This window comes from Pseudomonas sp. GOM7 (assembly GCF_026723825.1).
Classification (GTDB): domain Bacteria; phylum Pseudomonadota; class Gammaproteobacteria; order Pseudomonadales; family Pseudomonadaceae; genus Aquipseudomonas.
In genome coordinates, this window is record NZ_CP113519.1 from 4,988,534 (window position 1) to 5,011,264 (window position 22,731).

The 22,731-nt window shown below is 61.0% G+C and carries 20 protein-coding genes and 1 tRNA gene; 10 read left to right on the forward strand and 11 right to left on the reverse strand.

The window, feature by feature from the left end:
• Positions 1–256: 256 nt before the first annotated feature.
• Complete coding sequence (locus tag OU800_RS22220; protein ID WP_268179517.1) at positions 257–1,096, reverse strand: FkbM family methyltransferase; 840 nt, start codon at positions 1,094–1,096, stop codon at positions 257–259.
• A gap of 494 nt (positions 1,097–1,590) precedes the next feature.
• Here OU800_RS22220 and mobH point away from each other — a divergent pair, with 494 nt between their 5' ends.
• The 5 genes from mobH to OU800_RS22245 all read left to right on the forward strand — a co-directional run bounded on the left by mobH (position 1,591) and on the right by OU800_RS22245 (position 6,676).
• The gene (mobH, locus tag OU800_RS22225) at positions 1,591–3,564 is read left to right on the forward strand and encodes a MobH family relaxase (protein WP_268179519.1); all 1,974 of its coding nucleotides are present in this window, start codon (positions 1,591–1,593) and stop codon (positions 3,562–3,564) included.
• 6 nt (positions 3,565–3,570) lie between these two features.
• A complete protein-coding gene (locus tag OU800_RS22230) occupies positions 3,571–4,494 on the forward strand; it encodes a site-specific integrase (protein ID WP_268179521.1) in 924 nt (307 codons plus the stop codon).
• A gap of 45 nt (positions 4,495–4,539) precedes the next feature.
• On the forward strand, positions 4,540–4,896 hold the full coding sequence (locus OU800_RS22235; protein ID WP_268179523.1) for a histone-like nucleoid-structuring protein, MvaT/MvaU family: 357 nt from the start codon (positions 4,540–4,542) through the stop codon (positions 4,894–4,896).
• 232 nt (positions 4,897–5,128) lie between these two features.
• Positions 5,129–5,887 (forward strand): ComF family protein, encoded by a 759-nt coding sequence (locus OU800_RS22240; protein ID WP_268179525.1) that lies wholly within the window; start codon positions 5,129–5,131, stop codon positions 5,885–5,887.
• A 713-nt stretch (positions 5,888–6,600) separates the two neighbouring features.
• Positions 6,601–6,676: transfer RNA gene (locus tag OU800_RS22245), tRNA-Thr, on the forward strand.
• 62 nt (positions 6,677–6,738) lie between these two features.
• Here OU800_RS22245 and arsJ read toward each other — a convergent pair.
• The 5 genes from arsJ to OU800_RS22270 all read right to left on the reverse strand — a co-directional run bounded on the left by arsJ (position 6,739) and on the right by OU800_RS22270 (position 11,172).
• Positions 6,739–7,956: an organoarsenical effux MFS transporter ArsJ gene (arsJ, locus tag OU800_RS22250; protein WP_268179527.1), complete on the reverse strand. Its 1,218-nt coding sequence runs from the start codon at positions 7,954–7,956 to the stop codon at positions 6,739–6,741.
• Positions 7,957–8,093: 137 nt separating this feature from the next.
• Positions 8,094–9,098: an ArsJ-associated glyceraldehyde-3-phosphate dehydrogenase gene (locus tag OU800_RS22255; RefSeq protein WP_268179528.1), complete on the reverse strand. Its 1,005-nt coding sequence runs from the start codon at positions 9,096–9,098 to the stop codon at positions 8,094–8,096.
• Positions 9,099–9,111: 13 nt separating this feature from the next.
• Positions 9,112–9,612, reverse strand: coding sequence for a cyclin-dependent kinase inhibitor 3 family protein (locus OU800_RS22260; RefSeq protein ID WP_268179529.1), 501 nt, complete (start codon positions 9,610–9,612; stop codon positions 9,112–9,114).
• A gap of 18 nt (positions 9,613–9,630) precedes the next feature.
• Positions 9,631–10,344 (reverse strand): arsenical resistance protein ArsH, encoded by a 714-nt coding sequence (arsH, locus tag OU800_RS22265; protein WP_442964722.1) that lies wholly within the window; start codon positions 10,342–10,344, stop codon positions 9,631–9,633.
• A gap of 51 nt (positions 10,345–10,395) precedes the next feature.
• The gene (locus OU800_RS22270) at positions 10,396–11,172 is read right to left on the reverse strand and encodes a metalloregulator ArsR/SmtB family transcription factor (protein WP_268179531.1); all 777 of its coding nucleotides are present in this window, start codon (positions 11,170–11,172) and stop codon (positions 10,396–10,398) included.
• Positions 11,173–11,277: 105 nt separating this feature from the next.
• Between OU800_RS22270 and arsB the strand changes: the two genes are divergently transcribed.
• The 5 genes from arsB to chrA all read left to right on the forward strand — a co-directional run bounded on the left by arsB (position 11,278) and on the right by chrA (position 16,805).
• Positions 11,278–12,357 carry an ACR3 family arsenite efflux transporter gene (arsB, locus tag OU800_RS22275; protein ID WP_268179532.1) on the forward strand — a complete coding sequence of 360 codons (1,080 nt, stop codon included), beginning with the start codon at positions 11,278–11,280 and terminating at the stop codon, positions 12,355–12,357.
• 11 nt (positions 12,358–12,368) lie between these two features.
• On the forward strand, positions 12,369–13,373 hold the full coding sequence (locus OU800_RS22280; protein ID WP_268179533.1) for a permease: 1,005 nt from the start codon (positions 12,369–12,371) through the stop codon (positions 13,371–13,373).
• A 24-nt stretch (positions 13,374–13,397) separates the two neighbouring features.
• Complete coding sequence (locus OU800_RS22285; RefSeq protein ID WP_268179534.1) at positions 13,398–13,634, forward strand: thioredoxin family protein; 237 nt, start codon at positions 13,398–13,400, stop codon at positions 13,632–13,634.
• Positions 13,635–14,119: 485 nt separating this feature from the next.
• A complete protein-coding gene (locus OU800_RS22290) occupies positions 14,120–15,310 on the forward strand; it encodes an MFS transporter (protein WP_268179535.1) in 1,191 nt (396 codons plus the stop codon).
• Positions 15,311–15,599: 289 nt separating this feature from the next.
• Positions 15,600–16,805 (forward strand): chromate efflux transporter, encoded by a 1,206-nt coding sequence (gene chrA, locus OU800_RS22295; protein ID WP_268184404.1) that lies wholly within the window; start codon positions 15,600–15,602, stop codon positions 16,803–16,805.
• A 4-nt stretch (positions 16,806–16,809) separates the two neighbouring features.
• Here chrA and OU800_RS22300 read toward each other — a convergent pair whose 3' ends face one another.
• The 5 genes from OU800_RS22300 to OU800_RS22320 are packed head-to-tail and all read right to left on the reverse strand — an operon-like array spanning position 16,810 to position 22,730.
• Complete coding sequence (locus tag OU800_RS22300) at positions 16,810–18,222, reverse strand: lipid II flippase MurJ (RefSeq protein ID WP_268179536.1); 1,413 nt, start codon at positions 18,220–18,222, stop codon at positions 16,810–16,812.
• Positions 18,223–18,227: 5 nt separating this feature from the next.
• Complete coding sequence (locus OU800_RS22305) at positions 18,228–19,040, reverse strand: acyltransferase (RefSeq protein ID WP_268179538.1); 813 nt, start codon at positions 19,038–19,040, stop codon at positions 18,228–18,230.
• Positions 19,037–20,434, reverse strand: a complete 1,398-nt coding sequence (locus OU800_RS22310; RefSeq protein ID WP_268179540.1) for an O-antigen ligase family protein — start codon at positions 20,432–20,434, stop codon at positions 19,037–19,039. The genes OU800_RS22305 and OU800_RS22310 overlap by 4 nt, the downstream gene beginning before the upstream one ends.
• Positions 20,434–21,531 (reverse strand): glycosyltransferase family 4 protein, encoded by a 1,098-nt coding sequence (locus tag OU800_RS22315; protein WP_268179541.1) that lies wholly within the window; start codon positions 21,529–21,531, stop codon positions 20,434–20,436. The genes OU800_RS22310 and OU800_RS22315 overlap by 1 nt, the downstream gene beginning before the upstream one ends.
• The gene (locus OU800_RS22320; protein ID WP_268179542.1) at positions 21,522–22,730 is read right to left on the reverse strand and encodes a glycosyltransferase family 4 protein; all 1,209 of its coding nucleotides are present in this window, start codon (positions 22,728–22,730) and stop codon (positions 21,522–21,524) included. The genes OU800_RS22315 and OU800_RS22320 overlap by 10 nt, the downstream gene beginning before the upstream one ends.
• Position 22,731: the final 1 nt, after the last annotated feature.

The window sequence follows — 22,731 nt, forward strand, 5'->3', positions numbered from 1 at the left end:
CAACTGACAAACGACGAAGGGATGCACGACTGGTCACGACGCGCCATGATGTCGATGGACGTAAGGAGCCCTAAATCCTTCCCGCCTCCTCGATTAGAGCGTCAGGAGATATCGCTCATGACGCACTCGAGGAAGCGATCATAATTAATTATGATGTACTGGATTGTTGAAGGTTAAACATAAAACCAGGAAATTGGATCAAATGATCAACACAGGATAGCTGAGCAATACAAGAATATGGTATCAACCTAAAAAGTCAGGCATCGATAACAAATCGTTTTCTAACAACATCTTGTTTCTCAAGCGGAACCAGAACCACATTCCCATAATCTTGAGCAGCATCGAACTGCCCCAACCTCACCCTAGGCTTGAGAAATTTCCTTGAGAATTTTCTCGAAAGCTTGGCCAGTTTGCTCTCACCTCCTGCTGGCTTCTCATGATTAGAGGACACAGAAAAAGCACTGTATCCGTATAATATCTTAGAAAACAACTCTTTATCTCGAAACCCCTCTCTTGTTGCGGAACTATTCCACTCAAGCATTATTATTGGCTTATAAGAAGCTATGGATTCGCGCAGCCCCTCGATAACGAAGGTCTCAAGACCCTCTACGTCAATTTTAATAAAATCGATGCTAGAGATACCCAAACGCTTGACTTCATCATCACCCCGTCGAAGCTCAGCTTCTATCGATTCTGCTGCACCAGCATGAGAAGCAAAAGAGGTAGCCCCTGTATTTGAGGCATCGACAACGTTCATACTCGCCTGACCTGACCAATCTGACAAGCCGAACTGTAATGGCTGTACGTTTAGAATTTTATTATCTTCTAAATTCTTTACCAGCACTTTGAAAACGGCAGGCTGAGGCTCAAAAGAAATAACTTTGGCAGAGTATCGCGACATTACCAGAGAGTGATTCCCGATATTAGCCCCAACATCCAAACACACTGGACTTTCCAGACCAGAGAGCAAACGCTCTATTAAAAACAAGCCAGCTTTATCATAAGCACCATGCTTCAGAATCTTCCTTCCAATCAGGTCGCCTTTAATAACGGTGATCTTCTGATCGAATATGTTTCGAGTTTGCACTAGTTCCATGGTGCTCACTGCCTTACCAATTACCGATTTAGTTAATCCAAAAGTACATCAATAGGTTACAGCATTTCGGCCCACCCTTCACCTCGTGACGTCGGACGAGTGCCGTGTGGCCGCACGAGATTCAAGCGGGCTTGGGCTGACAACCCAGAGGACGCAGTAGAGGGTTACAAGCGCTGTCGCAAGGGCGACGCAGACATAGCGGAAATGAGTCATATTGAAATCCTTTCATGTCATGTCCGTTGGCATCCAAGCAAGCCACCTCAGGCGGCTAGTTCACTTTTTGCACAAATCCCCCCTCCCCGCAAGACACATGCGCATTGAATTTACCCCAGGAGCAACTTTTGAATACCCATTGCCCCAGCACCTGGCATTGCGAGGAAATGGCCCAGAAAGGCTGATAAGGGGAAGGGAAGGGTGATCAATGGGAAAGGCCCTACCCGTAAATGGCCCTGATTCAGCTGACAGGAAAAGCAAAAGGCTGCCAGGTGCCATTCATGAAGAAACTGCTGTCGTTCCTCTCGCTGAAGCCCGCGCGCGCACCAGAGGAAAAGCAAAAGGACATCAGCCCTGGCGGCTACACACGCCCTGAGTCAGCCACCTCGCTGCTGGACACACCGCTGCGGCAGCGCCTGCTGGAGATCATCTGGCAGCGAACCTCTATGTCGAAGCAGCACTTCGAGCAGCTCTATCTGGATCCCATACGCCGATACGCCGCCCTGGTTCAGTTACTACCAGCGTCGGAAATGCATCACCACGCTTATCCTGGAGGTCTGCTCGATCATGGACTTGAGATCATCGCCTACGCAGTGAAGCTGCGGCAGAGCCATCTTCTACCTCCTGGAGCTGCTCCAGAAGACCAAGCCGCACAGGCCGAGGCGTGGACTGCCGGCGTGGCATACGGCGCACTCCTCCACGACATAGGCAAGATCGCGGTCGACCAGCGAATTGAACTGGCCAGTGGGGAAATTTGGCGCCCATGGCACGGCCCTATCAGCGAGCCCTACCGCATGATGTTTGTGCGTGGGCGGGACTACCACCAGCACCCTGCGGCAGGCAGCCTGCTGATCCACCAGGTACTGACGCCTGCAGTTCTCGACTGGATCGCAAACGTTCCTCTTCTGTTCGGCCAGCTCGCATTCGTGCTGAGCGGGCACTACGACCAAGCCGGCGCGCTCGGTGAAATCGTCATCAAGGCGGATAAGGCGTCTGTGGCCAAGGCGCTGGGCGGCAACACGGCCAGCGCCTTGGCAGTGGCAAGCGCCCCGCAAGACTCGCTACAAGCACGGCTACTGCGAGGCCTGCGGCAGATGATCCGTGACTCGGCAGGAGATACGCCATTCAGGCTCAATCAACCAGGTGCAAGCGGCTGGCTGACCGATGACGCGCTATGGCTGGTGAGCAAGCCGACCTCTGATCGATTGCGCGCGTTGTTGATGAGCCAGGGCATGGATGGCGTACCAACGCGGAACTCAAGACTGTTCGATGAAATGCAGGGGCACGGCATCATCCAACCGACTCCGGGTGAGGATCCTAAAGCAATCTGGAACTGCACAATCCAGGATCCCAGTGGCTGGAAGCAAACGCTGACCATGCTGAAAGTGTCGCCGGCATTAATTTGGGCTGCAGGCGAAGAGCGTCCTGCTGCTTTCACGGGCTCAGTCATTGTTGAGTCTGCGACAGAGACTCCAACTGCTAGTCCCCAGCAAGGCGAGCCGCATGCTTCAGCTCACCAGTATGTACCTGAGCTCATTCTGGAGACATCGCCTGAACCTCAAAGCATGGACTTTGAGATCCCATTCGACGACATCGATGGAGAACTCTCGTCCCTGTACTTATCGGCGATCCCTGTATCAGGCCCGACAGAGCGAGAGCCAGATGAGCTGGACTTGCTAATGCAGAGGGTTGCGCCGCTTGAGCATCAGGAGGTAGTAGCCAATGCTGCAAGCAATGATGGCAATAGGGCATCATCCCCCGCTAGCGCCCAAGCCATAGCAGAAAATGCTGCGGCAGAGCGTGAATCACGTAGTGCTGGCACAGCACCTTCATGGACAGGCAGAACACTTGAAGGGGAAGCGCTGGGTCAGCGATTCATAGCATGGCTGAAGGAGGGGTTGAGCGCCCGAAGAATTGTTATAAACGATGCAAAGGCTAAGGTTCATACTGTCAGCGGAACAGCGTTTATTGTTACGCCTGGTGTATTCCAGCGGTTCGTGATGGAGCATCCCTCACAAATTAAATTGAGTGAGGGGCAGAAGGACTCTGAAAGCTGGAAGATCGTTCAAAAGCAATTCCAAAAACTAGGACTGCATAAGAAAACTGACACAGGACTAAACATTTGGAAATGCCGTGTAATTGGGCAACAAAAGAGCAAAGCCCTGCTGCAAGGCTACTTGCTTATTGAGCCCAGCACACTCTTCAATTCTACGCCGCCCGACAACCCCTTCCTGAGCCTAGAGCAGGGAGAGTAGTCGCTCATGCTGACATTTGACCAACTATTAGAAGAGTATTTTTTCTTACGCCACTTGCGCCCAAGATCGCAAACCAGCTACAGATCGGCAGTTGCACAGCTACAAAAATTCATGTCCATTTGCGGCATGAAACTTCCAGACGAGCTAACAAATAGGGATGTATTTTCCTGGAGAAAAGTAGCGCTCACGCAAATGAGGGAAGTCAGTTGGAACAGCTACGTTAGACATCTTCGCGCACTGTGGAGCTTTGGAATAGATCAAGGGATGCTTGAAACCAAGGTAAACCCTTTCAAAGGTGCCCAAGTCGGCGAGCCGAAACGCCCCAAGAAAATTCTGACGACCACCCAGATTCACCAAGCCAGGCTGGTTCTTGAGCAGATGGAAGCCTGGGAGCAGGAAAACAAGGAGCGCAGCCGGATCACGCCTGCCTGGTTTTGGCAGGTTGTGAACGAAACGTTCTATTCGACTGGCCTAAGACTAAATCAGGTGCTCAATGTGAGGTTGGCGGATGTAGATCTGAGTGACAGGCTAATAATGGCGACCGTGGAGGGCTCAAAAACAAAGCGCGAGTATCCAGTACCGATCTCCAGTCACTACCATCCATGGATATCCATGCTGGTAGAGAGAGCCAAGTTCCAAAAGTTCAAACAGAGCGATCAGCTTTTTAACGTCAACCGTTTCAGCCCTTACCACCGACGGAAAACAATGAATGATTGGCAGGTTGAATCATGCTACGCGAAGATATCCAACATAACGAACTCTAAAATATCGCCACATAGATTCCGACACACGATAGGCACTGACCTAATGAAGAAACCTGAGAGAAACCTTCATCTGGTCAAAGAGCTGCTAGGGCACACCAATATTAAAACCACTCTTGAATATGTACATGTAGATGTGGAAATGCTACGTGAATGTGTGGAAAGATAGGTAACCATCACCTGCGCCACTTCACGACTCAAGGAAAATAAGCAGATGTCTAAAATCGCCGAATACAAGGCACTCGAAGACCAACTGGCTGAACAACTGAAGCAGCTCGATGCGCTAAAGAATGACAAGGCCATGCAGCGAGAGATCGAGTTCGAGAGCAAGCTGCGTGCACTGATGGACGAATATGGAGTGAGCCTGCGCGGACTGATCTCCATCCTGGATCCGCAGCCCGGCGCTGTTGCAGCGCGCCCGGCAGCTAGCAAGGCTCCCCGCAAGGTCAAGACCTATAAAAACCCCAACACGGGTGAAGTGGTCGAGACCAAAGGCGGCAACCACAAGGTGCTCAAGGCCTGGAAAACGGAGTTCGGCGCCGACGTGGTGGAGGGTTGGCTGCAGAGCTGATCGATACCAGAAACGCAAAAGCCCGCGAAAGCGGGCTTTTGTTTGTGACAATCGACCCAGAGAAAGCACAACCCTCCCCTGGGGAGCAGCGACCTGAAACAGAGAAGCATGGTGTTGTGACCAACAACCCTGAATCCGCGCGCAGCGCCATAGTACACCATAACGCTCAGACTGCAACGGTGTAGCATTCGTGGTAAAACGCCACCACACACATGCTTAGGCCGTATCAAAATTGGGAATCGACGTTTCTGCGACCAAGGAAGTCCAATTCAATGGAACACACCAAAAGCTGGTCGATACTTCAGTAACCAACAACCCTCGCCGCCACGTTCTTAACCTAGACGCTGCAGCGCAACTGTCCGTTCAGTCGATCTTTCGCCGCAGAAACTCTTCTGACAAGCAGGACAAACGGGACGGTAACCCTCTCATCTATGCGCTGAAACGTACTAATGGGTACACAATTACTCTCGATGAGATGATGCGCTTCAGACCGAGTTTCCAGGGAATACTTGAACGGGCGATGAACCAGGCCAACTATGATGCGATTGTGCCAATGCCATCGAGCCACCCCATCGCGCTAATGCTTGCAAAACGTGCAGCACGTTACCAGCTTGGTCTTGAGGTCTGGACAGGCTTTCTCGCTAAGCGCACGACCACAGAAGCAGCACAGGATCTCTCTGCAATGCTTGCCGCTCGGCAATTTCCCAAGGAACTTGTGGCAGAGGTAAGGGCATTGATTGCAACGTGGGCTGCGACACCAAACGCGCCACTGGCTCTCAAGCATGTGGGTGCGAAGCTGAGGCCATACATCAAACCGCTCAAGCTTGCAGGCCCTCCTCCAAGGAAAAACCTTTCAATTTTACTAGTTGATGACTTGCTTGCCACTGGCACTACACTAAAAACCGCTGCAGATATTCTGATCGCTTCGGGGTGCGCTGCAAGCGTGGATGGACTATGCCTATTGAGCCCGAAAGGTCGGCCTCGCCACTGAGCTCCAGACATCATGCTTGAGCAACAGATGCTAGCCCCGTTGTGTAGCACCTGCTTGACACGCTGACCAGCAGATGATCAAATCTGATCAAGACCGTTCCTATGCCCGACGGTCTCTAAATCATTAGGCAGGCTTGTCCTGTGGGCCCGAGCGAGCACCTAGAGCGAGGTCAGGCGTTAAGAGCCAAATATCGCTCAGTCAGGTATCGGCTGGCTATTATGGGGAGGTATCTCAGAGATGAGTACCTCCCCGCTTCATTTCTGCCCCCCCTCAGAACTGCCATTCTCCCAGCTATACGTCTCTATGCTCGGGAGCTAGGCGCTCTCGCAAGCCGCGAATAATCTGGCGAAACTCACGCACCGCCTCTTTGCATTCTGATTTTGTGATCCCCTCATCCTCGAGGTAGCTTTGAAGATCACTCTCATCCTGAAGCACCTTCACGGCATACTGCAGTGCGAGCCTGCGTGCTAAACCTTCGCGTACCATCCTCTCTCCAAGCTGAAATACTGCACCAATCCCTATGCCGATTTGCCGACCATTTGGCGATGGCAACTTGACACACGCCCGCAGACTTTGCCACATTCCGCCCCGGAGGATTCGTGTGCCCCAAGCCATAAGACGTCGTGCTGACGCAGCAGGCCATCGAAGCATCGAAACAGGTCAGAATCGGTTTACAGCGCCTAACCAATCGCTATAATGGCGCCCCCACCTATGCCGGTATAGCTCAGCTGGTAGAGCAACTGACTTGTAATCAGTAGGTCCCGGGTTCGACTCCTGGTGCCGGCACCATATTAGAAAGCCCCGCAATGCGGGGCTTTCGTGTTTTTGCGGCCAAGGCGTCGCTGACCTAATCAGCCATCCCGATGCCTGAGCAAGGCCATGGAGATCAGCGCGGCGGCCAGCACGAATGCGCTGGATAACCACAGGCAGGCCTCCAGGCCATGAGCCTGGTAGACCCAACCCGAGAGCAACGTGCCGATCAGCCGGCCCAGGGCGTTGGACATGTAGTAGAAGCCCACGTCCAGGGACACGCCGTCTTCCTTGGCGTAGCTGACGATCAGGTAGCTGTGCAGCGAGGAGTTGATCGCGAACAGCACGCCGAACAGCATCAGCCCACCGAGCAAGACCACCTGCGCCGACCAACCGGCGCCCAGCCCCAAGGCGATCAGCGCCGGCAGGCCGGCCAGCAGCGCCGCCCAGATAAAAGCCGCGCGGCCATCCGGTACTCGCCCACTGCGCTTGCCGGTGATATGCGGTGCAAACGATTGCACCATGCCGTAGCCGATCACCCAGGCCGCGAGAAAGCCGCCCACCAGCCAGAAGTCCCAGCCGAACACACTGCTCAGGTACACCGGCAACGCCACCACGAACCAGACGTCACGCGCACCGAACAGGAACAACCGGGCAGCGGAGAGAATGTTGATCGCCCGGCTCTTGGACAGCAGGTCGCGGAATTTCGGCTTGGCCTTGGCCTTGCCCAGATCCTTCGTCAGCAGCATCAGGCTGGCCAGCCAGATCAGCGCCAGCGCAGCGGCCATGGCCAACACCGCGCCGCTGAAGCCGAGCAGAGCGAGCAACGCGCCACCGAGAAAGAAGCCCACGCCCTTGAGTGCATTCTTCGAGCCGGTGAGGATGGCCACCCACTTGTACAGCGTGCCCTGTTGACTGTCCGGCACCAGGAGCTTGATCGAGCTCTTGGCGCTCATCTTGTTCAGATCCTTGGCGATGCCGGACAGCGCCTGGGCGCCCATGACCCAGGGCACGGTCAACCAGACAGCCGGCACGGTAAGCATCAACAGCGCGAGCACCTGCAGGCCCAGGCCAAGGTTCATGGTGCGGTTGAGGCCCAGGCGCGCGCCCAGGTAACCGCCCACCAAGTTGGTGACCACGCCGAAGATCTCGTAGAACAGAAACAGCGCGGCGATCTGCAGCGGCGTGTAGCCGAGGCTGTGAAAGTGCAGCACCACCAGCATGCGCAGGGCGCCGTCGGTGAGGGTAAAGGCCCAGTAGTTGCCGGTCACCAGCAGGTACTGGCGGATCTCCGGAGAGAGTCGTGCGAGGGCGTGCATGGCGTGATTTCCTGATCGAGCGTGATGGCGTAGGGTGCGCTGCGCGCACCAAGGCGCTCCTTAAAGGGCAGATGATTCGTACCTGGCCGCAGGAAGGAGGCCCCGTAATATGCGGTGCGCGCAGCGCACCCTACGGGTCAGCCAGCCTGGCCGACCAGGCGCGCCAGTTCCACCGCGCGGTTGGCATAGCCCCATTCGTTGTCGTACCAGGCATAGATCTTCACCTGAGTGCCGGCCACCACCATGGTCGACAGCGCATCAACGATGGACGAGCGCGGATCGGTGCGGTAGTCGATGGACACCAGCGGGCGCTCCTCGTAACCCAGGATGCCTTTGAGTGGCCCTGCGGCGGCGGCCTTGAGCAGCGCGTTGACTTCCTCGGCGGTGGTGGCACGCTCGACCTCGAACACGCAGTCGGTCAGCGAGGCATTAGCCAACGGCACACGCACGGCATGGCCGTTCAACTTGCCACGCAGCTCGGGGAAGATCTCGGCAATGGCGGTGGCCGAGCCGGTGGTGGTGGGGATCAGGCTCATGCTGGAGGCACGAGCACGACGCAGATCCTTGTGCGGCGTGTCGAGGATGCTCTGGGTATTGGTCAGGTCGTGGATGGTGGTGATCGAGCCGTGACGAATGCCCAGCGCCTCGTGGATCACCTTGACCACCGGGGCTAGGCAGTTGGTGGTGCAGGAGGCCGCGGTGACGATGCGGTGTTGCACCGGGTCGAACAGGTGCTGGTTGACCCCCATCACCACGTTCAGCGCGCCCTGCTCCTTGACCGGCGCACAGACCACCACGCGCTTCACGCCCTGCTGCAGATAGCCTTGCAGCACGGCGACCGTCTTCATCTTGCCGCTGGCTTCGAGCACCAGGTCGCAGCCGCTCCAGTCGGTGTCGGCGATGGCCTTGTTGGCGCTCACCGCAATGCGCTTGCCGTCGATCACCAGATAGTCACCGGCGCTGCTCGCCTCATGCTGCCAGCGGCCATGCACCGAGTCGAAATTGAGCAAGTGCGCGTGGGTGGCGGCGTCGCCTGCCGGGTCGTTGATCTGCACGAACTCCAGCTCGGGCCAGCCCCAGGCGGCGCGCAGGGCCAGACGGCCGATACGGCCAAAACCGTTGATGCCTACTTTGATGGTCATGTCGATGCCTCTGTCAGTGGGTCGTGTCGAACTGGTTGATCCAATTGAGGTGTGCCGGATGCTGGATGGCCTTGGGCCGCAACGCCTGCACCAGGGCGATGGCCTCTGAGCGCACGATACCGGCTTCGATGAGAAGGCGTGCGGCAATCAGGCCGGTGCGCCCGGAGCCGCCCTTGCAGTGGATGGCCAGCGAGCGACCGCCACGCAGGTGCTCGACGAGCGCCTGACGGGACGCCCTCCAACCCTCGCCGAAGTCCTCCAGTGGCACTTGTTCGTCGGCCACCGGCAGGTGGTACCAAGCCAGATCCAAAGCCTGGCACTGCTGAGCGATCTGCCCGGCACCGCTGGCGGCCAGCTCGTTGTGCGGCATCAGCGTGATCACGCCGGCTGCACCGGCTTGCTTGAGCGCCAACAACGCCTGTTCGAGCGTGGTCTCACGGGTGCCTGGACAGGGCGTGAAGATCAGCGCGCCAGCCAGGCCGGGCACGCGCAGGATGTCGTAGGGATGAGTCATGGCGGGCAGTTCCTTCGCTCAGATGGCGCGCTGGTTGACACGCTTGGACAGTTCTTCGGCCGACTCCTTGCGCTCGGAATAACGGTCGACCAGGTAGTCGGAGCGGTCACGCAGCAGCAGGGTGAACTTGACCAGTTCCTCCATCACGTCCACCAGGCGGTCGTAGAACGAGGACGGTTTCATCCGACCCTCGGCGTCGAACTCCATGAAGGCCTTGGGCACCGAGGACTGGTTGGGGATGGTGAACATGCGCATCCAGCGCCCCAGTACGCGCAACTGGTTGACCACGTTGAACGACTGCGAGCCACCGCAAACCTGCATCACCGCCAGGGTCTTGCCCTGGGTCGGACGAACCGCGCCCATGGCCAGCGGCACCCAGTCGATCTGCGCCTTGAACACGGCTGTCATCGAGCCGTGGCGCTCGGGGGAGCACCACACCTGGCCCTCCGACCACTGCATCAGTTCGCGCAGCTCCTGCACCTTGGGGTGGCTTTCCGGCGCATCGTCCGGCAGCGGCAGGCCGCGCGGGTCGAAGATGCGCGTCTCGGCACCAAAGTGCTGCAACAGGCGCGCGGCTTCCTCGGTCAGCAACCGGCTGAAAGACTTCTCGCGAGTCGAGCCGTACAGCAGCAGGATGCGCGGCGCATGGGTCGAGGCCGACTCGACGGCGAGTTTGTCCTCGCTCGGCAGATCGAGCAGTTGCAGGTCGGCGTTGGGCAGGTCGTCTTGCACGATGTCGCTCCAGGAATGGGGTCAGAACAGGATCTTCACGAGGCTCGCCGCTCAGTCACAGGCCGGCTTGCGCCCAGGGCGCTCGCGCATCTGCCACAGACGCTGGACATCCGGGCGCAACCACTCGGCATTGCTGTCGAGGGTTCGTTTGAGCACATCCCTGACCCACTCGGGCAGTTGCGGGTGCAGGCGGTAGTACACCCACTGACCGTTGCGGCGATCTTCCAGCAGGCCGCAACTGCGTAATAGCGCCAGGTGCCGCGAGATTTTCGGCTGGGCCTCTTCCAGGGCCTCGGTCAGCTCACAGACGCACAGCTCCTGCTCCAGGGTAACGAGCATGGCGATACGCGCTCGTGTCTCATCGGCCAGGCACTTGAACAGCTCAGTGGGGGTCATGTCGTCATTGGCAGCACTGGCTGGCTTGCTCTTGATCAGCACGAACATTTTTATCCGCTCGTGGATCTCGTGCAGTGTCTTGCGATAGGCGTCCCTCTGCGAGCTGGTCACCGGGTCCTCGAAGTTCCAGGCGATGTACTCGCCAGTACCGGGAAGCGCCAGGCACTCCAGCGCCGACTTGTCGCATAGCGTGATCACATAGTCGAACGGCTCGCCCGCCACCTGCTCGACGGACTTGCTGAACAGCCCGGCGGTGGAAACGCCAAGGTGCTCCAGCGCATCGCGGGTGCGCGGGTCTACCTCAGTGGGCGCGGTGCCCGCACTGAAGGCTTCAAAATGTTCGGAGTCGGTATGGCGCAGCAGCGCTTCGGCCATCTGCGAGCGCGACGAGTTGGCCACGCAGAGGAACAGGACACGCTTTTTCTGACTCATGTTGATTTCCGTCAAGGAGGCACATGAGCAAATATATTATTTTACATATATGCAGTAAAGCGAATATGTTGAGTCATTCGGTCATGACGAGCATAGGCAACCAAGATGACAAATACGTGTGAAACCGCCCTGAAGCAATCCGCAGGTGCGCCCCTGGGGTTCTTCGAGCGTTACCTGACTCTGTGGGTGTTCCTCTGTATCGCGGCCGGTACGGCACTCGGCCTGGTCGCTCCGCAGGCCGCCCAGGCGGTGGGCGCCATGGAGATTGCCCAGGTGAACATCCCGGTCGGCCTGCTGATCTGGGTAATGATCATCCCCATGCTGATGAAGATCGACTTCGGCTCGCTGCATGAAGTGCGCGGGCAGAAAGCCGGCATCGGCGTCACCCTGTTCATCAACTGGGTGGTCAAGCCTTTCTCCATGGCTCTGATCGGCTGGCTGTTCATCAAGATCCTGTTCGCCGACTGGCTGCCGGCCGACCAGCTCGACAGCTACATGGCCGGGCTGATCCTGCTTGGCGCCGCGCCCTGTACGGCGATGGTGTTCGTGTGGAGCAACCTGTGTGGCGGCAATGCCAACTTCACCATCAGCCAGGTGGCCCTCAACGATCTGGTGATGGTGTTCGCCTTCGCCCCCATCGTTGCCCTGCTGCTGGGCGTGTCGTCGATCCCGGTACCCTGGAATACCCTGCTGCTGTCGGTGCTGATGTACATCGTCATCCCCCTGGCCATCGCCCAGGCCGTGCGCGCCCACCTGCTCAAACGCGGCAAGCCTGCCTTCGACGCAGCCCTGGCGAAGATCGCTCCCTTCTCCATCCTCGCCCTGCTGGCCACCCTGGTGTTGCTGTTTTCCTTCCAGGGCCAGGCCATCGTCGAGCAGCCCCTGGTGATCGGCATGCTGGCCGTGCCGATCCTGCTGCAGACACTGCTCATTGCCGCGCTCGGTTACTGGCTCAACCGTTCGCTCAAGGTGCGCCATGATGTGGCCGGCCCCTCGACCATGATCGGCGCGTCCAACTTCTTCGAGCTGGCCGTGGCGGTGGCCATCGTGCTCTACGGTTTCGACTCCGGCGCCGCGCTGGCCACCGTGGTCGGTGTGCTGATCGAGGTACCGGTGATGCTCTGGCTGGTACGCATGGTCAACAAGAGCCGCAACTGGTACGAACGCGCCCTGCCATCGCGCTGAGGTAAGGATCCATGGAGATTTTCCAGTGGCTGAATGACCAGCTCCTGCGTATGGACTGGCTGGCCCATCTCGTCCAGTTGCTGGTGGAAGAGGTGTTTGGCCTGAACATGAGCAGCCGCCTCGGCGGCAGCCTGCACTTCTTCATCTACGACGTGATCAAGATCTTCATCCTGCTGTCGGTGCTGATCTTCAGCATCTCCTGGGTGCAGAGCTACTTCCCGCCAGAGCGTACCCGCAGGATTCTGGGCGGCATGCGCGGCTTGCGCGCCAACCTCACCGGCGCACTACTCGGTACGGTCACCCCCTTCTGCTCGTGCTCGTCGATTCCGTTGTTCATCGGTTTCACCAGTTCGGGGCTGCCGCTGGCGGTGACCTTCTCCTTCCTGATTTCCTCACCACTGGTCGACCTGGCCTCGATGATCCTGCTGGCGAGCGTCTTCAACTGGTCGATTGCCCTGGCCTACGTGGTCGTCGGCATCGTGCTGGCGGTGCTCGGCGGTACCCTGATTGGCCGGGCGCGAATGGAAGGCTACGTCGAGTCGTTCGTCACCCAGCACAAGGCGCTCGACCTACCCCAGGAAGAACTAAGCCTGGCTGATCGCATGAGCTACGCCCGCGAGCAGGTTGCCGAGATCATCCAGCGCGTATGGCTGTATATCCTGATCGGCGTTGGTATCGGCGCGGCGATTCACAACTGGATTCCACAGGACCTGATCAGTGCCCTGATCGGGCGAGATAACTGGTGGTCGGTGCCATTGGCGACGCTGGTCGGTGTGCCGATGTACGCCGACATTTTCGGCACGCTGCCAATAGCCGAAGCACTGGTCGGTAAAGGTGTAGGTCTGGGCACCGTGCTGGCGTTCATGATGGCGGTGACTGCGCTGTCTCTGCCCTCGCTGATCATGCTCAAGAAGGTCGTCAAGGCTCCGCTGCTGGCTCTGTTCTTCGCCATCGTGGTCATCGGCATCATGCTGATCGGTTATCTGTTCAATAGCTTCGCCTACCTGTTCCTCTGATCCACTCTCCCCAAGAGAACCACCATGATCATCAAAATCCTCGGCACGGGCTGCAAAAAGTGCGTCACCCTCACCGAAAATACGCGGGCCGCGTTGGCCAACCTCAAGTGCGAGGCCGAGATCGTCAAGGTCACGGATATCGCCGAAATCGCGGCCATGGGTGTGATGTCGACCCCCGCACTAGCCATCGACGAGCAGGTAGTCTCGATGGGCAAGGTACTCAGCCCCGCTGAGCTGGAAGCGCTGCTGAAGAAGAGCTGAGCACGGTGAAATCTATGGCAGATGTCAATTTGACATAGAACCTTACAGGCGCTTAGCCGGCACCGCGCTGGCCAGCCAGTACGACAGGCCCGGCCTCGTCACCGAAATCGAGGACGGCCGTCCGTGGGTATTTCGCGAGAAGTTTCAGGAACTGAAGGACTTCAAAGCCAGCGGCGAGCCGGCCAAGCAGTTCACCGACATTGGTAGCGGCCCGGATGGCATGACGGTCAAATGAGCTGATGAGCAGGCCCTCAAGGATTACCTGCGGCAGTAGCGATCAAGCGCCTGGAGGCAATCCCGCCAGTACTCGCAGCCGCCTTCGGGCGGCTTCTCTTTTTTCAGCGTCAGGCCGAGCAGCCTTATATGCTGCCCTTAGCGTCTGAGCGCAGGTGATGCGCAGCATCTTCAGGCTGTCCGGATAATCTGCGTCAGCACATACCACCCATTCGGTAGCCGTGATACCGAGCAACTGGATACCTTTGAATATGCCTCAAGCTGCCCCCACTGAAGCCCAGCTCAACCGAGTTCGCCTGGTGGGTGCCATGGGGGTTGGTCAGATACTGGCCTGGAGTTCGACCTACTATCTACCTGCGGTGCTGGCCAGTCCTATCTCTCAGACCACCGGTTGGTCGATTACGCACGTGGTGATGGGGCTTTCCCTGGGCTTGCTGGTTGCAGGGGCATGCTCACCCAAGATCGGGCGCATGATCGACCGATATGGCGGTCGCTCGATTCTGGCAGCCAGCTCGATCTTCATGGCATTGGGCCTTGCTCTCATGGGCGCAGCTCAATATCTCGCAGTCTACTACCTGGCATGGACGATTATCGGCTTCGCCATGGCAGCGGGTTTATATGACGCCGCATTCGCCACGCTGGGCCGCTTGCTGGGCTCGACGGCACGCTCATCCATCAGCGGTCTCACGCTGCTGGGAGGCTTCGCTAGTACTGTGGGATGGCCCCTTCTAGCCTATCTGGAGCATGAGCTGGGCTGGCGAGGCGCTTGTTTCGTGATGGCGGGAGCCCACCTACTAATAGGCGTGCCGATATATCTGTCTTTTGTTCCCAGAACGCAGACTGCCCCTGCCACCGCTACTGGCAGCACCGAGATAAACGTGGGGAACCTCCAACCATCTGCCTACCGCCAACTATTTCTTCTGCTCGCGTTGCTACTAACACTTCAATCGTTAGTGACATCGAGCGTTTCGGTACATCTGCTGGATGTACTCAAACTGCTCGGCATAGCGGCCACCACGGTCTTGGCCATCGGGATGGTCATCGGGCCGGCACAAGTCGCAGGACGCATCGCCGAATTCACCTGGGGCCAGGGGCTACATCCCACCTGGGCCACCCGACTGGGTGTGCTGCTATGCCTGATCGGAATAGTTCTGCTGCTACCGGCGCAGCCTTGGCTGGCATTCATGGCAATTGCTTTATACGGCGCAGGCAATGGCATCCTGACCATTACCCGAGGCACCTTGCCACTGGTGCTGTTCGGCCCCGCAGGTTATGGAATACGAATGGGCTTGCTCGCCAGGCCGATGCTGGTTGCACAGGCGGTTGGGCCAATAGGCGCTGCGATGATCCTGGACGCTTTCAGCGCTGAGACATTACTGGCGCTGCTTGCTGGGATCGCTTTTGTGGGGTTGCTGTCATGCTGGCGCCTCCCCAGCAAGTAACTAGACATAGCCTGCGGGCCTGACAAGGAGCCTTGAACCTGCAGTTCGTCCCATCACGAATCCTGTGATAGGCCCCGGTCCCGCTTATCGCTCTGGCTGCTCAGGGCCTGACAGCATGACTGCTTTGAACCTGATCGCCGTGATGATCATGGTGGTGGTCAAGCTGCGCCGCGAAGGCACCGAGGTCGAAGTGCTCGGCTTCAACCAGGCCAGCCCTGGCCGCCATTGTCGTACTTCATTCACCAAATTCGATTATCGTGGCCGCTTATCTATAGCCGAACGAATGCTCATGCACGCTCCTCTCGCAACCGATCGATCGCCCTGGGCCGTATTTCTGATCTTTCTGCGCCTAGGGCTGACCGCCTTCGGTGGACCGATCGCGCATCTCGGCTATTTTCGCGACGAGTTCGTGGTGCGCCGGCAATGGCTGAGCGAGCGCAGCTATGCCGATCTGGTCGCCCTCTGCCAGTTCCTGCCCGGCCCGGCCAGCAGCCAGGTCGGCCTGGCGCTGGGGCTGTCGCGTGCCGGTTATGGCGGCGCCCTGGCGGCCTGGCTGGGCTTCACCCTGCCCTCGGCGCTGGCCCTAATCCTCTTCGCCCTCGGCATCGCCAGCTATGGCGATGTGCTGCCCGCTGGCGTGCTGCAAGGGCTCAAGGTGGTGGCCGTGGCGGTGGTGGCGCAGGCGGTGTGGGGCATGGCACGCAACCTGTGCCCCGATGCGCCGCGCATCAGCATCATGGCAGCGGCCACTTGCCTGGTACTGCTGCTGCCTTCCGCCTGGAGCCAGGTCGGAGTCATCCTGCTGGCCGCCATCCTCGGCCTGCTGCTGTTCAAGCCGCAGCAAAGCGAAGCCCATGAAGCCCTGTCGATCAGCGTTCGGCCTGGCGTTGGCCTGTTCTGGCTGGCGCTGTTCGTCCTCCTGCTGGTCGGGCTGCCGCTGCTGACAGCGCTGTTCCCGAGCCAGACCCTGGCACTGGTGGACGCCTTCTACCGCGCCGGCTCGCTGGTCTTCGGTGGCGGCCATGTGGTGCTGCCGCTGTTGCAGGCCGAAGTGGTACCCAATGGCTGGGTGGACAACACGGCCTTCCTCGCCGGGTATGGCGCGGCGCAGGCGGTGCCGGGGCCATTGTTCACCTTCGCCGCCTTTCTCGGCGCCTCGATGAACCCGGCGCCCAACGGCTGGCTGGGTGGGCTGATCGCCCTGCTGGCGATCTTCCTGCCAGCCTTCCTGCTGGTGGCCGGCGCGCTGCCGTTCTGGGAGCGCCTGCGCCACAGCCTGCGCACCCAGGCCGCCTTGCAAGGCGTCAATGCCGCCGTGGTCGGCCTGCTACTGGCCGCGCTTTACCAGCCAGTGTGGACGAGCGCGATTCACGGCCCGCTGGACTTCGCCCTGGCCCTGGTGGCGCTGGTCGCGCTGCTGTTCTGGAAGCTGCCGCCCTGGCTGGTGGTGATCGCCAGTGGTGTTGCGGGAGGACTGCTGAGCCTGGCTGTGTGATCGGTCAGCCCTGCATACGCCAGGGCCGTAACCAGACAGCGACACCCGCCAGCACCAGCGCACTACCGGCCGTGGCCAGCAGCAATTGGCCGATACCCGCCGGCAGCGGATGCACCAGCACGGCAGCCAGGCCCAGCAGCAGCACGCTGACGATGCCCTGCTGGCGCCAGCGCACGGCACCCAGCAGCCCCTGGCGTTGCAACAACGCCAGCCCCGTGGTGATTACCCCACCCAAGGCAGCCAGGGCGATGCCAGGCGCACCGAAGAGAAACGGCAGGCTCAACAGCAACAGAGCATTGATGGCGCCACCGAACAGCTCGCAGCGCAAGGGTAACGCGGTATCGCCAGCGGCATAGGCGTAGCGCGCCAGCAATGCGTTCCAGGCGCCGAACACCAGCGGCACGGAGAACCAGGCCAGTAACAGCGGTAATGGCCCGGCCGCCACGTCGGTCGGCAGCAGCCACAGAATGAAGGTGGGGCTGGCGGCGATCAGGCCGAAGGAGGCCGGCAAGCTGAACAGGGTGGCGGCGGCCAGGCCCTGGTGCAGCAGCGCCAGACGGGCACCCGGCTGACGCGCGCTCATCATGCCGAGCAGCACCTGATTGAGATTCATCAGGGCGATCAGCGGCAGGTTGATCAGCTTGCGCGCCAGGTTGACCCAGGTGACCACGCCCTCGCCCAGCAGGCTGGCGACCATGCGCTCCAGCAGCGCCAGGCCGTGGCTGGCCAGGTTGCTGGCCAGCAGTGGGCCCATTCGCCCCAGCAATTCGCGCGCGGCGCCATGCTCACGTTCCCGCGCCAGGGGCCGCCAACCCAGGCGCCACGCCGAGGGTAGCAGCGACAGCGGCATCAACAGGCTACCCAGCACGCAGGCCAGTGCCAGTTCCGCCGGCTGGCTGGCAGCGCCGCGCCAGGCCAGGTAGGCGACGGCCGGCAGGTTGAACATCAGCGAGCCCAGGCCCACCAGAACGAAACGCTCGCGCGCCTGCAGCGGTATGCTCAGCAGCGCGTGCAGCATCAGGCCGGGCACGCAGGCCGCCAGCAGCGCCAGGCTGTCGCCGGCCACCTGCCGCGCCTGCTCGCCGAGGCCCGGGCCGATCAGGCGTACCCACAGCGGCGCGGCCAAAGCCAGCAGCGCCCAGAGCGCCAGGGCAATCAGCAGCAACCCGGGGCTGACCGCATTCAGCCAGCGCCGGCGCTGCTGCTCGTCACGCTGGCCATACAACGGCAGCGCGGCAGCGGCCAGCAAGCCACCGGCCAGCGCCATGCGCAGGGCCTCCGGCAGGAACAGCGCGACGATGAAGGCGTCGCTGCGCCCCCCCGCGCCCCAGGAGGTGACCAGCAGCCATTCGCGGGCAAAACCCAGGCCCAGACCGGCCAGGGTCGCCAGCGTCAGCCACAGCGTGCTGTTGAACATGGCTATTAGTGGAACAAGGTGAACAGGCCCTTGCCGCCGACCTTGTAATTGAGGTCGTGCGGGCGCTCGCCCATGATCTTGGCGCCGCTGCCACCGACGATCTTGTACGGCGCCACCTCCTTGGCCACCACGGTGTTGGCGGTGACCACCGCGCCACGGCCGATGTGCGAACCCTGGCCGATCAGCGCGCGGCTGGCGATCCAGGCATAGTCGTCGATGTAAATGGGCGCGGAAATCGACCAGAACTCGGGGGCGGCCAGATCATGGGTGCCGGCGATGATCAGCACGTGCGAGGCGATCGCCACATGGTCGCCGATCACCAGCCCGGCACGGGCATCGACCTGGCAGTGCCAGGCAATCACGCTGTCGTCGCCGATCACCAGGTTCTCCACCCCCAGCACCTCGGTGTTGCGCCAGATCGAGCTGCCCTTGCCGATCTTCGCGCCACCGGCACGTAGCCACCAGATGCGCACATGGTGGCTGGGGATCTTGTTGATCAGGATGTTGTAGGCCTGCTCCCAGGCGCGCAGCCAGCGATCCCTGAGCGTCGCCCAGTTCTTGCCATACAGCGGCACGAAGTAACGCGCGGGAATCTCGGTCTTGAGCAAGGCGTAGAAGCGTCGCGCCAGGGGGTTCTCGATACGTGGCTCTATATCCACCGAGCTGATGGCGTAGACGCCGCTCTCGTCGAAGGCCACGTCATGCTCGAACATCCACTGCAGCGCGCGCTCCAGCTCGTCGCGCGTCACGCCCAGCTTGGCGGCGTAATCATCCAGTTGCGCACGCAGATCCGAACGCAGCCTGACACGGTGTTTCATGGCGAGGATTCCCTGTGAGAGTCGCTGGCATCACGCAGTTCCGGGTGCAGGCGAGCCACCTGCAGGCTGAGGCCCATGAGCAGCCAGAACAGCGCGATGATGACGTAGGTGAAGCTGTAGTAATGGTCGAACAGGCCGGTGAGGATGGCCGCCAGCACACCCGCCGTGCTGCCGAGCCAGATGGCATTGTCGGCATCGATGCGGCGTACCGCGCCCATCGGCCTGACCTCACGCCACCACAGCAGGGTCACGGCGACGAACAGCAGCATGCCGGGAATGCCGATCTTGTAGATGAAGTTCAGCCACAGGTTGGAAATGCCCAGCAGGCCGCTTCCCGGCACAGGCGGGTCGACCTTGAAGCCGATGCCCAGCGGATAGCGCGCCATCGCCTCGGGGAACATGGCGTACTCCAGGAAGCGCACCTCGGTACTGGCGTTGCTCGGCGAGAACATGGTCAGCAGACGCTCCTGCAGCGGCGGGTAGAACAGCACCAGCGCCGCGCCGAAAGCGATGCCCAGACCGAGGATGCGCCCGCTGTAGGGCGTGCGCTTGTAGGTCAGCCACAGCAGCACCAGAGCCAGCGAGACGATGGCGCCACGGGAGATGCTGAACAGCAGGCCGGCGCAGCCCAGCAGCGCCACCGACAGCCCCAGCAGGCGCCGCCAGCCCTTGCGCGTCCAGCCGTAGAGCAGCGCCAGCGGCACGAACAGGGCGAGGATGCCGCCGGTCAGGTTCGGGTGCACCCAGGGCGAGGCCATGCGCTGGTAGTTGGCCGAGAAGATGTCTCTGACCGCCTCGGGGTGGGCGTACTTGAGGTCGGTGAGAATCGGGATCATGGTGGTGGCGTCACGATCCTTGAGGAAGATGAATATCGACAGGCAGAGCATGGCCAGGTTGCCCAGCAGCAGGGCCACGATCAGTTGATCGCGGTCACGCTCGCTGCGCAGCAACAGCGGCACCATGAACAGCAGCGACAGGTTCATCAACCAACGCACCCAGTTCACCGGGCCGTTACCGTCGGCATCGATGATGATCATGCCAACCACGAACGGCAGGGTGCTGAACAGCATCAGCCACAGCAGGGTGCGCTCCACCGGGCGCCATTGCAGCAGGCCACGGCTGCGGCCGATGAAGGCCTGCCAGAGCAGCGCCAGCCAGGTCAGGCCCAGTACCGCCTCGCTGATGGTGGTGCGGATGCCCACCTGCACCGTGGTGTAAGGGATGCTGGTGGCCAGCACGGCGAACAGCAGCAGGCCCCACAGCGGCTTGCGCAGCAGGGTCAGGGTCAGGGCGCCGCCGGCCAGCAGCACCAGCAGCTTGCCGACGCTGAGGAACCACAGCAGCACACCGAACAACACGCCGAGAATCAGCGCGACAGGTAATCCCATGGCCATCAGCGCGACAACTCCATGACAAGTTCATTCAGACGCCGGCTGTAGGCCGGAAACTCATAACGCCGCGCCCATTCGGCCAACTCTGCCGTGCGTGCAGGTGGCTGCGCGGCTACCTGCAGCAGGCAGCCGAGCAGGGCCTGGCGATCGTGCGGGGCGAAGCGCGGGCTACCGGGCGGCAACACTTCATCCAGGGCCGAGCCAGTGGCGGCAGCGACCGGCGTGGAGACGCTCAGCGCCTCCACCACCGGCAAGCCGAAGCCTTCGCCATAGGAAGGCTGCCACAGGCATTCGGCGCGCTGATACAGACCGCATAACTGCGCCTCACTCAAACCGCTGCGCCAATGCAGGCCGGGCAGTTCGCGCAGCTCAGGCGCCACATCCTCGGCATGGCCGACCAGAACCAGCGCCGGCACCTGCGCCGACTGCCGGCGCGCCTGCTGCCAGCAGTCGAGGAACAGCGCCATGTTCTTGCGCGGCTCGCGGGTGCCCACGGCCAGCCAGAAGCGCTCGGGCAGATCGTCCGGCAACTGCGCCGCCGCGGTGGCGAAGCCCGGCACCAGATTGGGCAGCACGCGCAGCTTGTTGCGGGCGAAGGGGAACAGCCGCGCCGCTTCGTCCGCCGAGAACTGCGAGGGGCACCAGATGCGATCGGCCATCAGCACCGACCAGGCGATGGACAAGCCGTCGATGCCGCGATAGACCAGTGCCTTGAGGCGTGAGCGATGGAAATTGCGTTCGGTGAGCTGGAACAGGTCATGCAGCACCAGCACCTGTTTGCGCCCGCGCTTGCGCCCCAGGGGCAGGCCCATGTTGGCCGTGGCGATATACAGGTCGATGCGCGCCTCGTGCAGGGCGCGGGGCAGGAACCTGGCCTCGAAGCGCCAGCGCACCTGCGGTCGTTGCAGGCCCTGCAAGGGGCTGGCCCACTCCGGGCAGCAGGCCGTGGCACGCTGCGGATGATCCAGCGGCGCTTCAGTGAAGCGCACCAGCTCGGTGTCAGGCAGCGTCAGTAACGCCTGCTCCTGCGCCAGCACCTGGCGCCCGATACCCGAGGCCGGGGCGACGGTCGCCGGTCGGTAATCCAGGCCTACGCGCATACCCGCTCCTGCTCGATCTGCCGATAAACCGCCTCGAGCCGCTCGGCCGCACCGGCCCAGTCATGCTCGCGGCGCACGTAGGCGCGGCCATTGGCAGCCAGAGCGGCGGCCTGCTCGGCATCGGCCAGCACCTCGGCCAGGGCGGCGGCCAGCTCAGCAGCCGTCTCGCCGGCCAGGTAGTCACGCCGCGCCTCGACCGCCAACCCGGACACCCCCTGCGCCGTGCTCACCACTGGCAGGCCAGCGGCCAGGGCTTCGATCACCTTGAGCTTGGAGCCGCCGCCATGGCGCAACGGTGCGAGAAACGCCGCACACTCGGCCTGCACGCTCGGCAGATCGGCGACGAAGCCCAGCCACTCGATACGCGGATCGGGCCAGCGCTGCGCCCAGGCCGACGGCAGGGCATGGCCGGCGACAACGAAGCGCGCCCGCGGGCAGGCCTGCCAGAGCCGTGGCAGGATTTCGTCCAGCGCCCACTGCACGGCATCGCAGTTGGGCGCGTATTCGTAGTTGCCGACGAACAGGATGCGCTGGCTGCCGGTCGCCGCCTGCACCTGGGCGAAGGCCTGGCAGTCGACACCATTGACCACCACCGCCACCGGCGTGTCGGTCAGGCGGCGCATGGCCTGGGCATCGGCCTCGGTCACGGCGACCACATGCCGTGCCTGGTCGAAAACGCGGCGCTCCCAACGCCGTGCGCGCCATTGGTCATACCGCACGAAGGGCGCCAGCCAGTCAGGGAAGCGGTCATAGGTGGCCGCACCCAGTGCCGACTCCAGGTTGTGTTCGGTGAGCACGAAGGGCTGGCCGCGCCGCGCCAACGGGCCGGCCAGCGGCTGGAAGCCATAACTGTGCTCGACCTGCACCACGTCCCAGCCGCCCTCGGCCAGCAGGCTGTCGAAGCGCTCGCGCAGGGCGCCGGACAGACCATTGACCGAAGCCAGCAGCGGCCAGGGGGCAAACAGCGCCGCCAGCAGGGTCAGAGGGCTGCGCAGGTTGCGCCGCGGCAGCACGACCAGGCGTTCGAGCAAGGGTTCGAGGCGCTGCCGGCACTCATCGTCCAGCGCCGTCTTGGACTGCACCAGCAGGGTGATGCGATGGCCGCGCGCGGCCAGGGCGCGCAGCAACTGGTACTGGCGCGTCTTGCCGCCACTGGTGGTTGGCCAGGGCAGATAGGGCACGATCCACAGCACGCGCATG

Coding starts and splice junctions, on each gene's coding strand:
- arsB (WP_268179532.1), top strand. CDS start 11,278: ATGACAAATACGTGTGAAACCGCCCTGAAGCAATCCGCAGGTGCGCCC.
- OU800_RS22305 (WP_268179538.1), bottom strand. CDS start 19,040: ATGAAACACCGTGTCAGGCTGCGTTCGGATCTGCGTGCGCAACTGGAT.
- OU800_RS22220 (WP_268179517.1), bottom strand. CDS start 1,096: ATGGAACTAGTGCAAACTCGAAACATATTCGATCAGAAGATCACCGTT.
- OU800_RS22230 (WP_268179521.1), top strand. CDS start 3,571: ATGCTGACATTTGACCAACTATTAGAAGAGTATTTTTTCTTACGCCAC.
- OU800_RS22315 (WP_268179541.1), bottom strand. CDS start 21,531: ATGCGCGTAGGCCTGGATTACCGACCGGCGACCGTCGCCCCGGCCTCG.
- OU800_RS22260 (WP_268179529.1), bottom strand. CDS start 9,612: ATGACTCATCCCTACGACATCCTGCGCGTGCCCGGCCTGGCTGGCGCG.
- OU800_RS22255 (WP_268179528.1), bottom strand. CDS start 9,098: ATGACCATCAAAGTAGGCATCAACGGTTTTGGCCGTATCGGCCGTCTG.
- OU800_RS22290 (WP_268179535.1), top strand. CDS start 14,120: ATGCCTCAAGCTGCCCCCACTGAAGCCCAGCTCAACCGAGTTCGCCTG.
- OU800_RS22300 (WP_268179536.1), bottom strand. CDS start 18,222: ATGTTCAACAGCACGCTGTGGCTGACGCTGGCGACCCTGGCCGGTCTG.
- OU800_RS22285 (WP_268179534.1), top strand. CDS start 13,398: ATGATCATCAAAATCCTCGGCACGGGCTGCAAAAAGTGCGTCACCCTC.
- OU800_RS22320 (WP_268179542.1), bottom strand. CDS start 22,730: ATGCGCGTGCTGTGGATCGTGCCCTATCTGCCCTGGCCAACCACCAGT.
- OU800_RS22270 (WP_268179531.1), bottom strand. CDS start 11,172: ATGAGTCAGAAAAAGCGTGTCCTGTTCCTCTGCGTGGCCAACTCGTCG.
- OU800_RS22310 (WP_268179540.1), bottom strand. CDS start 20,434: ATGGCCATGGGATTACCTGTCGCGCTGATTCTCGGCGTGTTGTTCGGT.
- mobH (WP_268179519.1), top strand. CDS start 1,591: ATGAAGAAACTGCTGTCGTTCCTCTCGCTGAAGCCCGCGCGCGCACCA.
- arsJ (WP_268179527.1), bottom strand. CDS start 7,956: ATGCACGCCCTCGCACGACTCTCTCCGGAGATCCGCCAGTACCTGCTG.
- OU800_RS22235 (WP_268179523.1), top strand. CDS start 4,540: ATGTCTAAAATCGCCGAATACAAGGCACTCGAAGACCAACTGGCTGAA.
- chrA (WP_268184404.1), top strand. CDS start 15,600: ATGCACGCTCCTCTCGCAACCGATCGATCGCCCTGGGCCGTATTTCTG.
- OU800_RS22280 (WP_268179533.1), top strand. CDS start 12,369: ATGGAGATTTTCCAGTGGCTGAATGACCAGCTCCTGCGTATGGACTGG.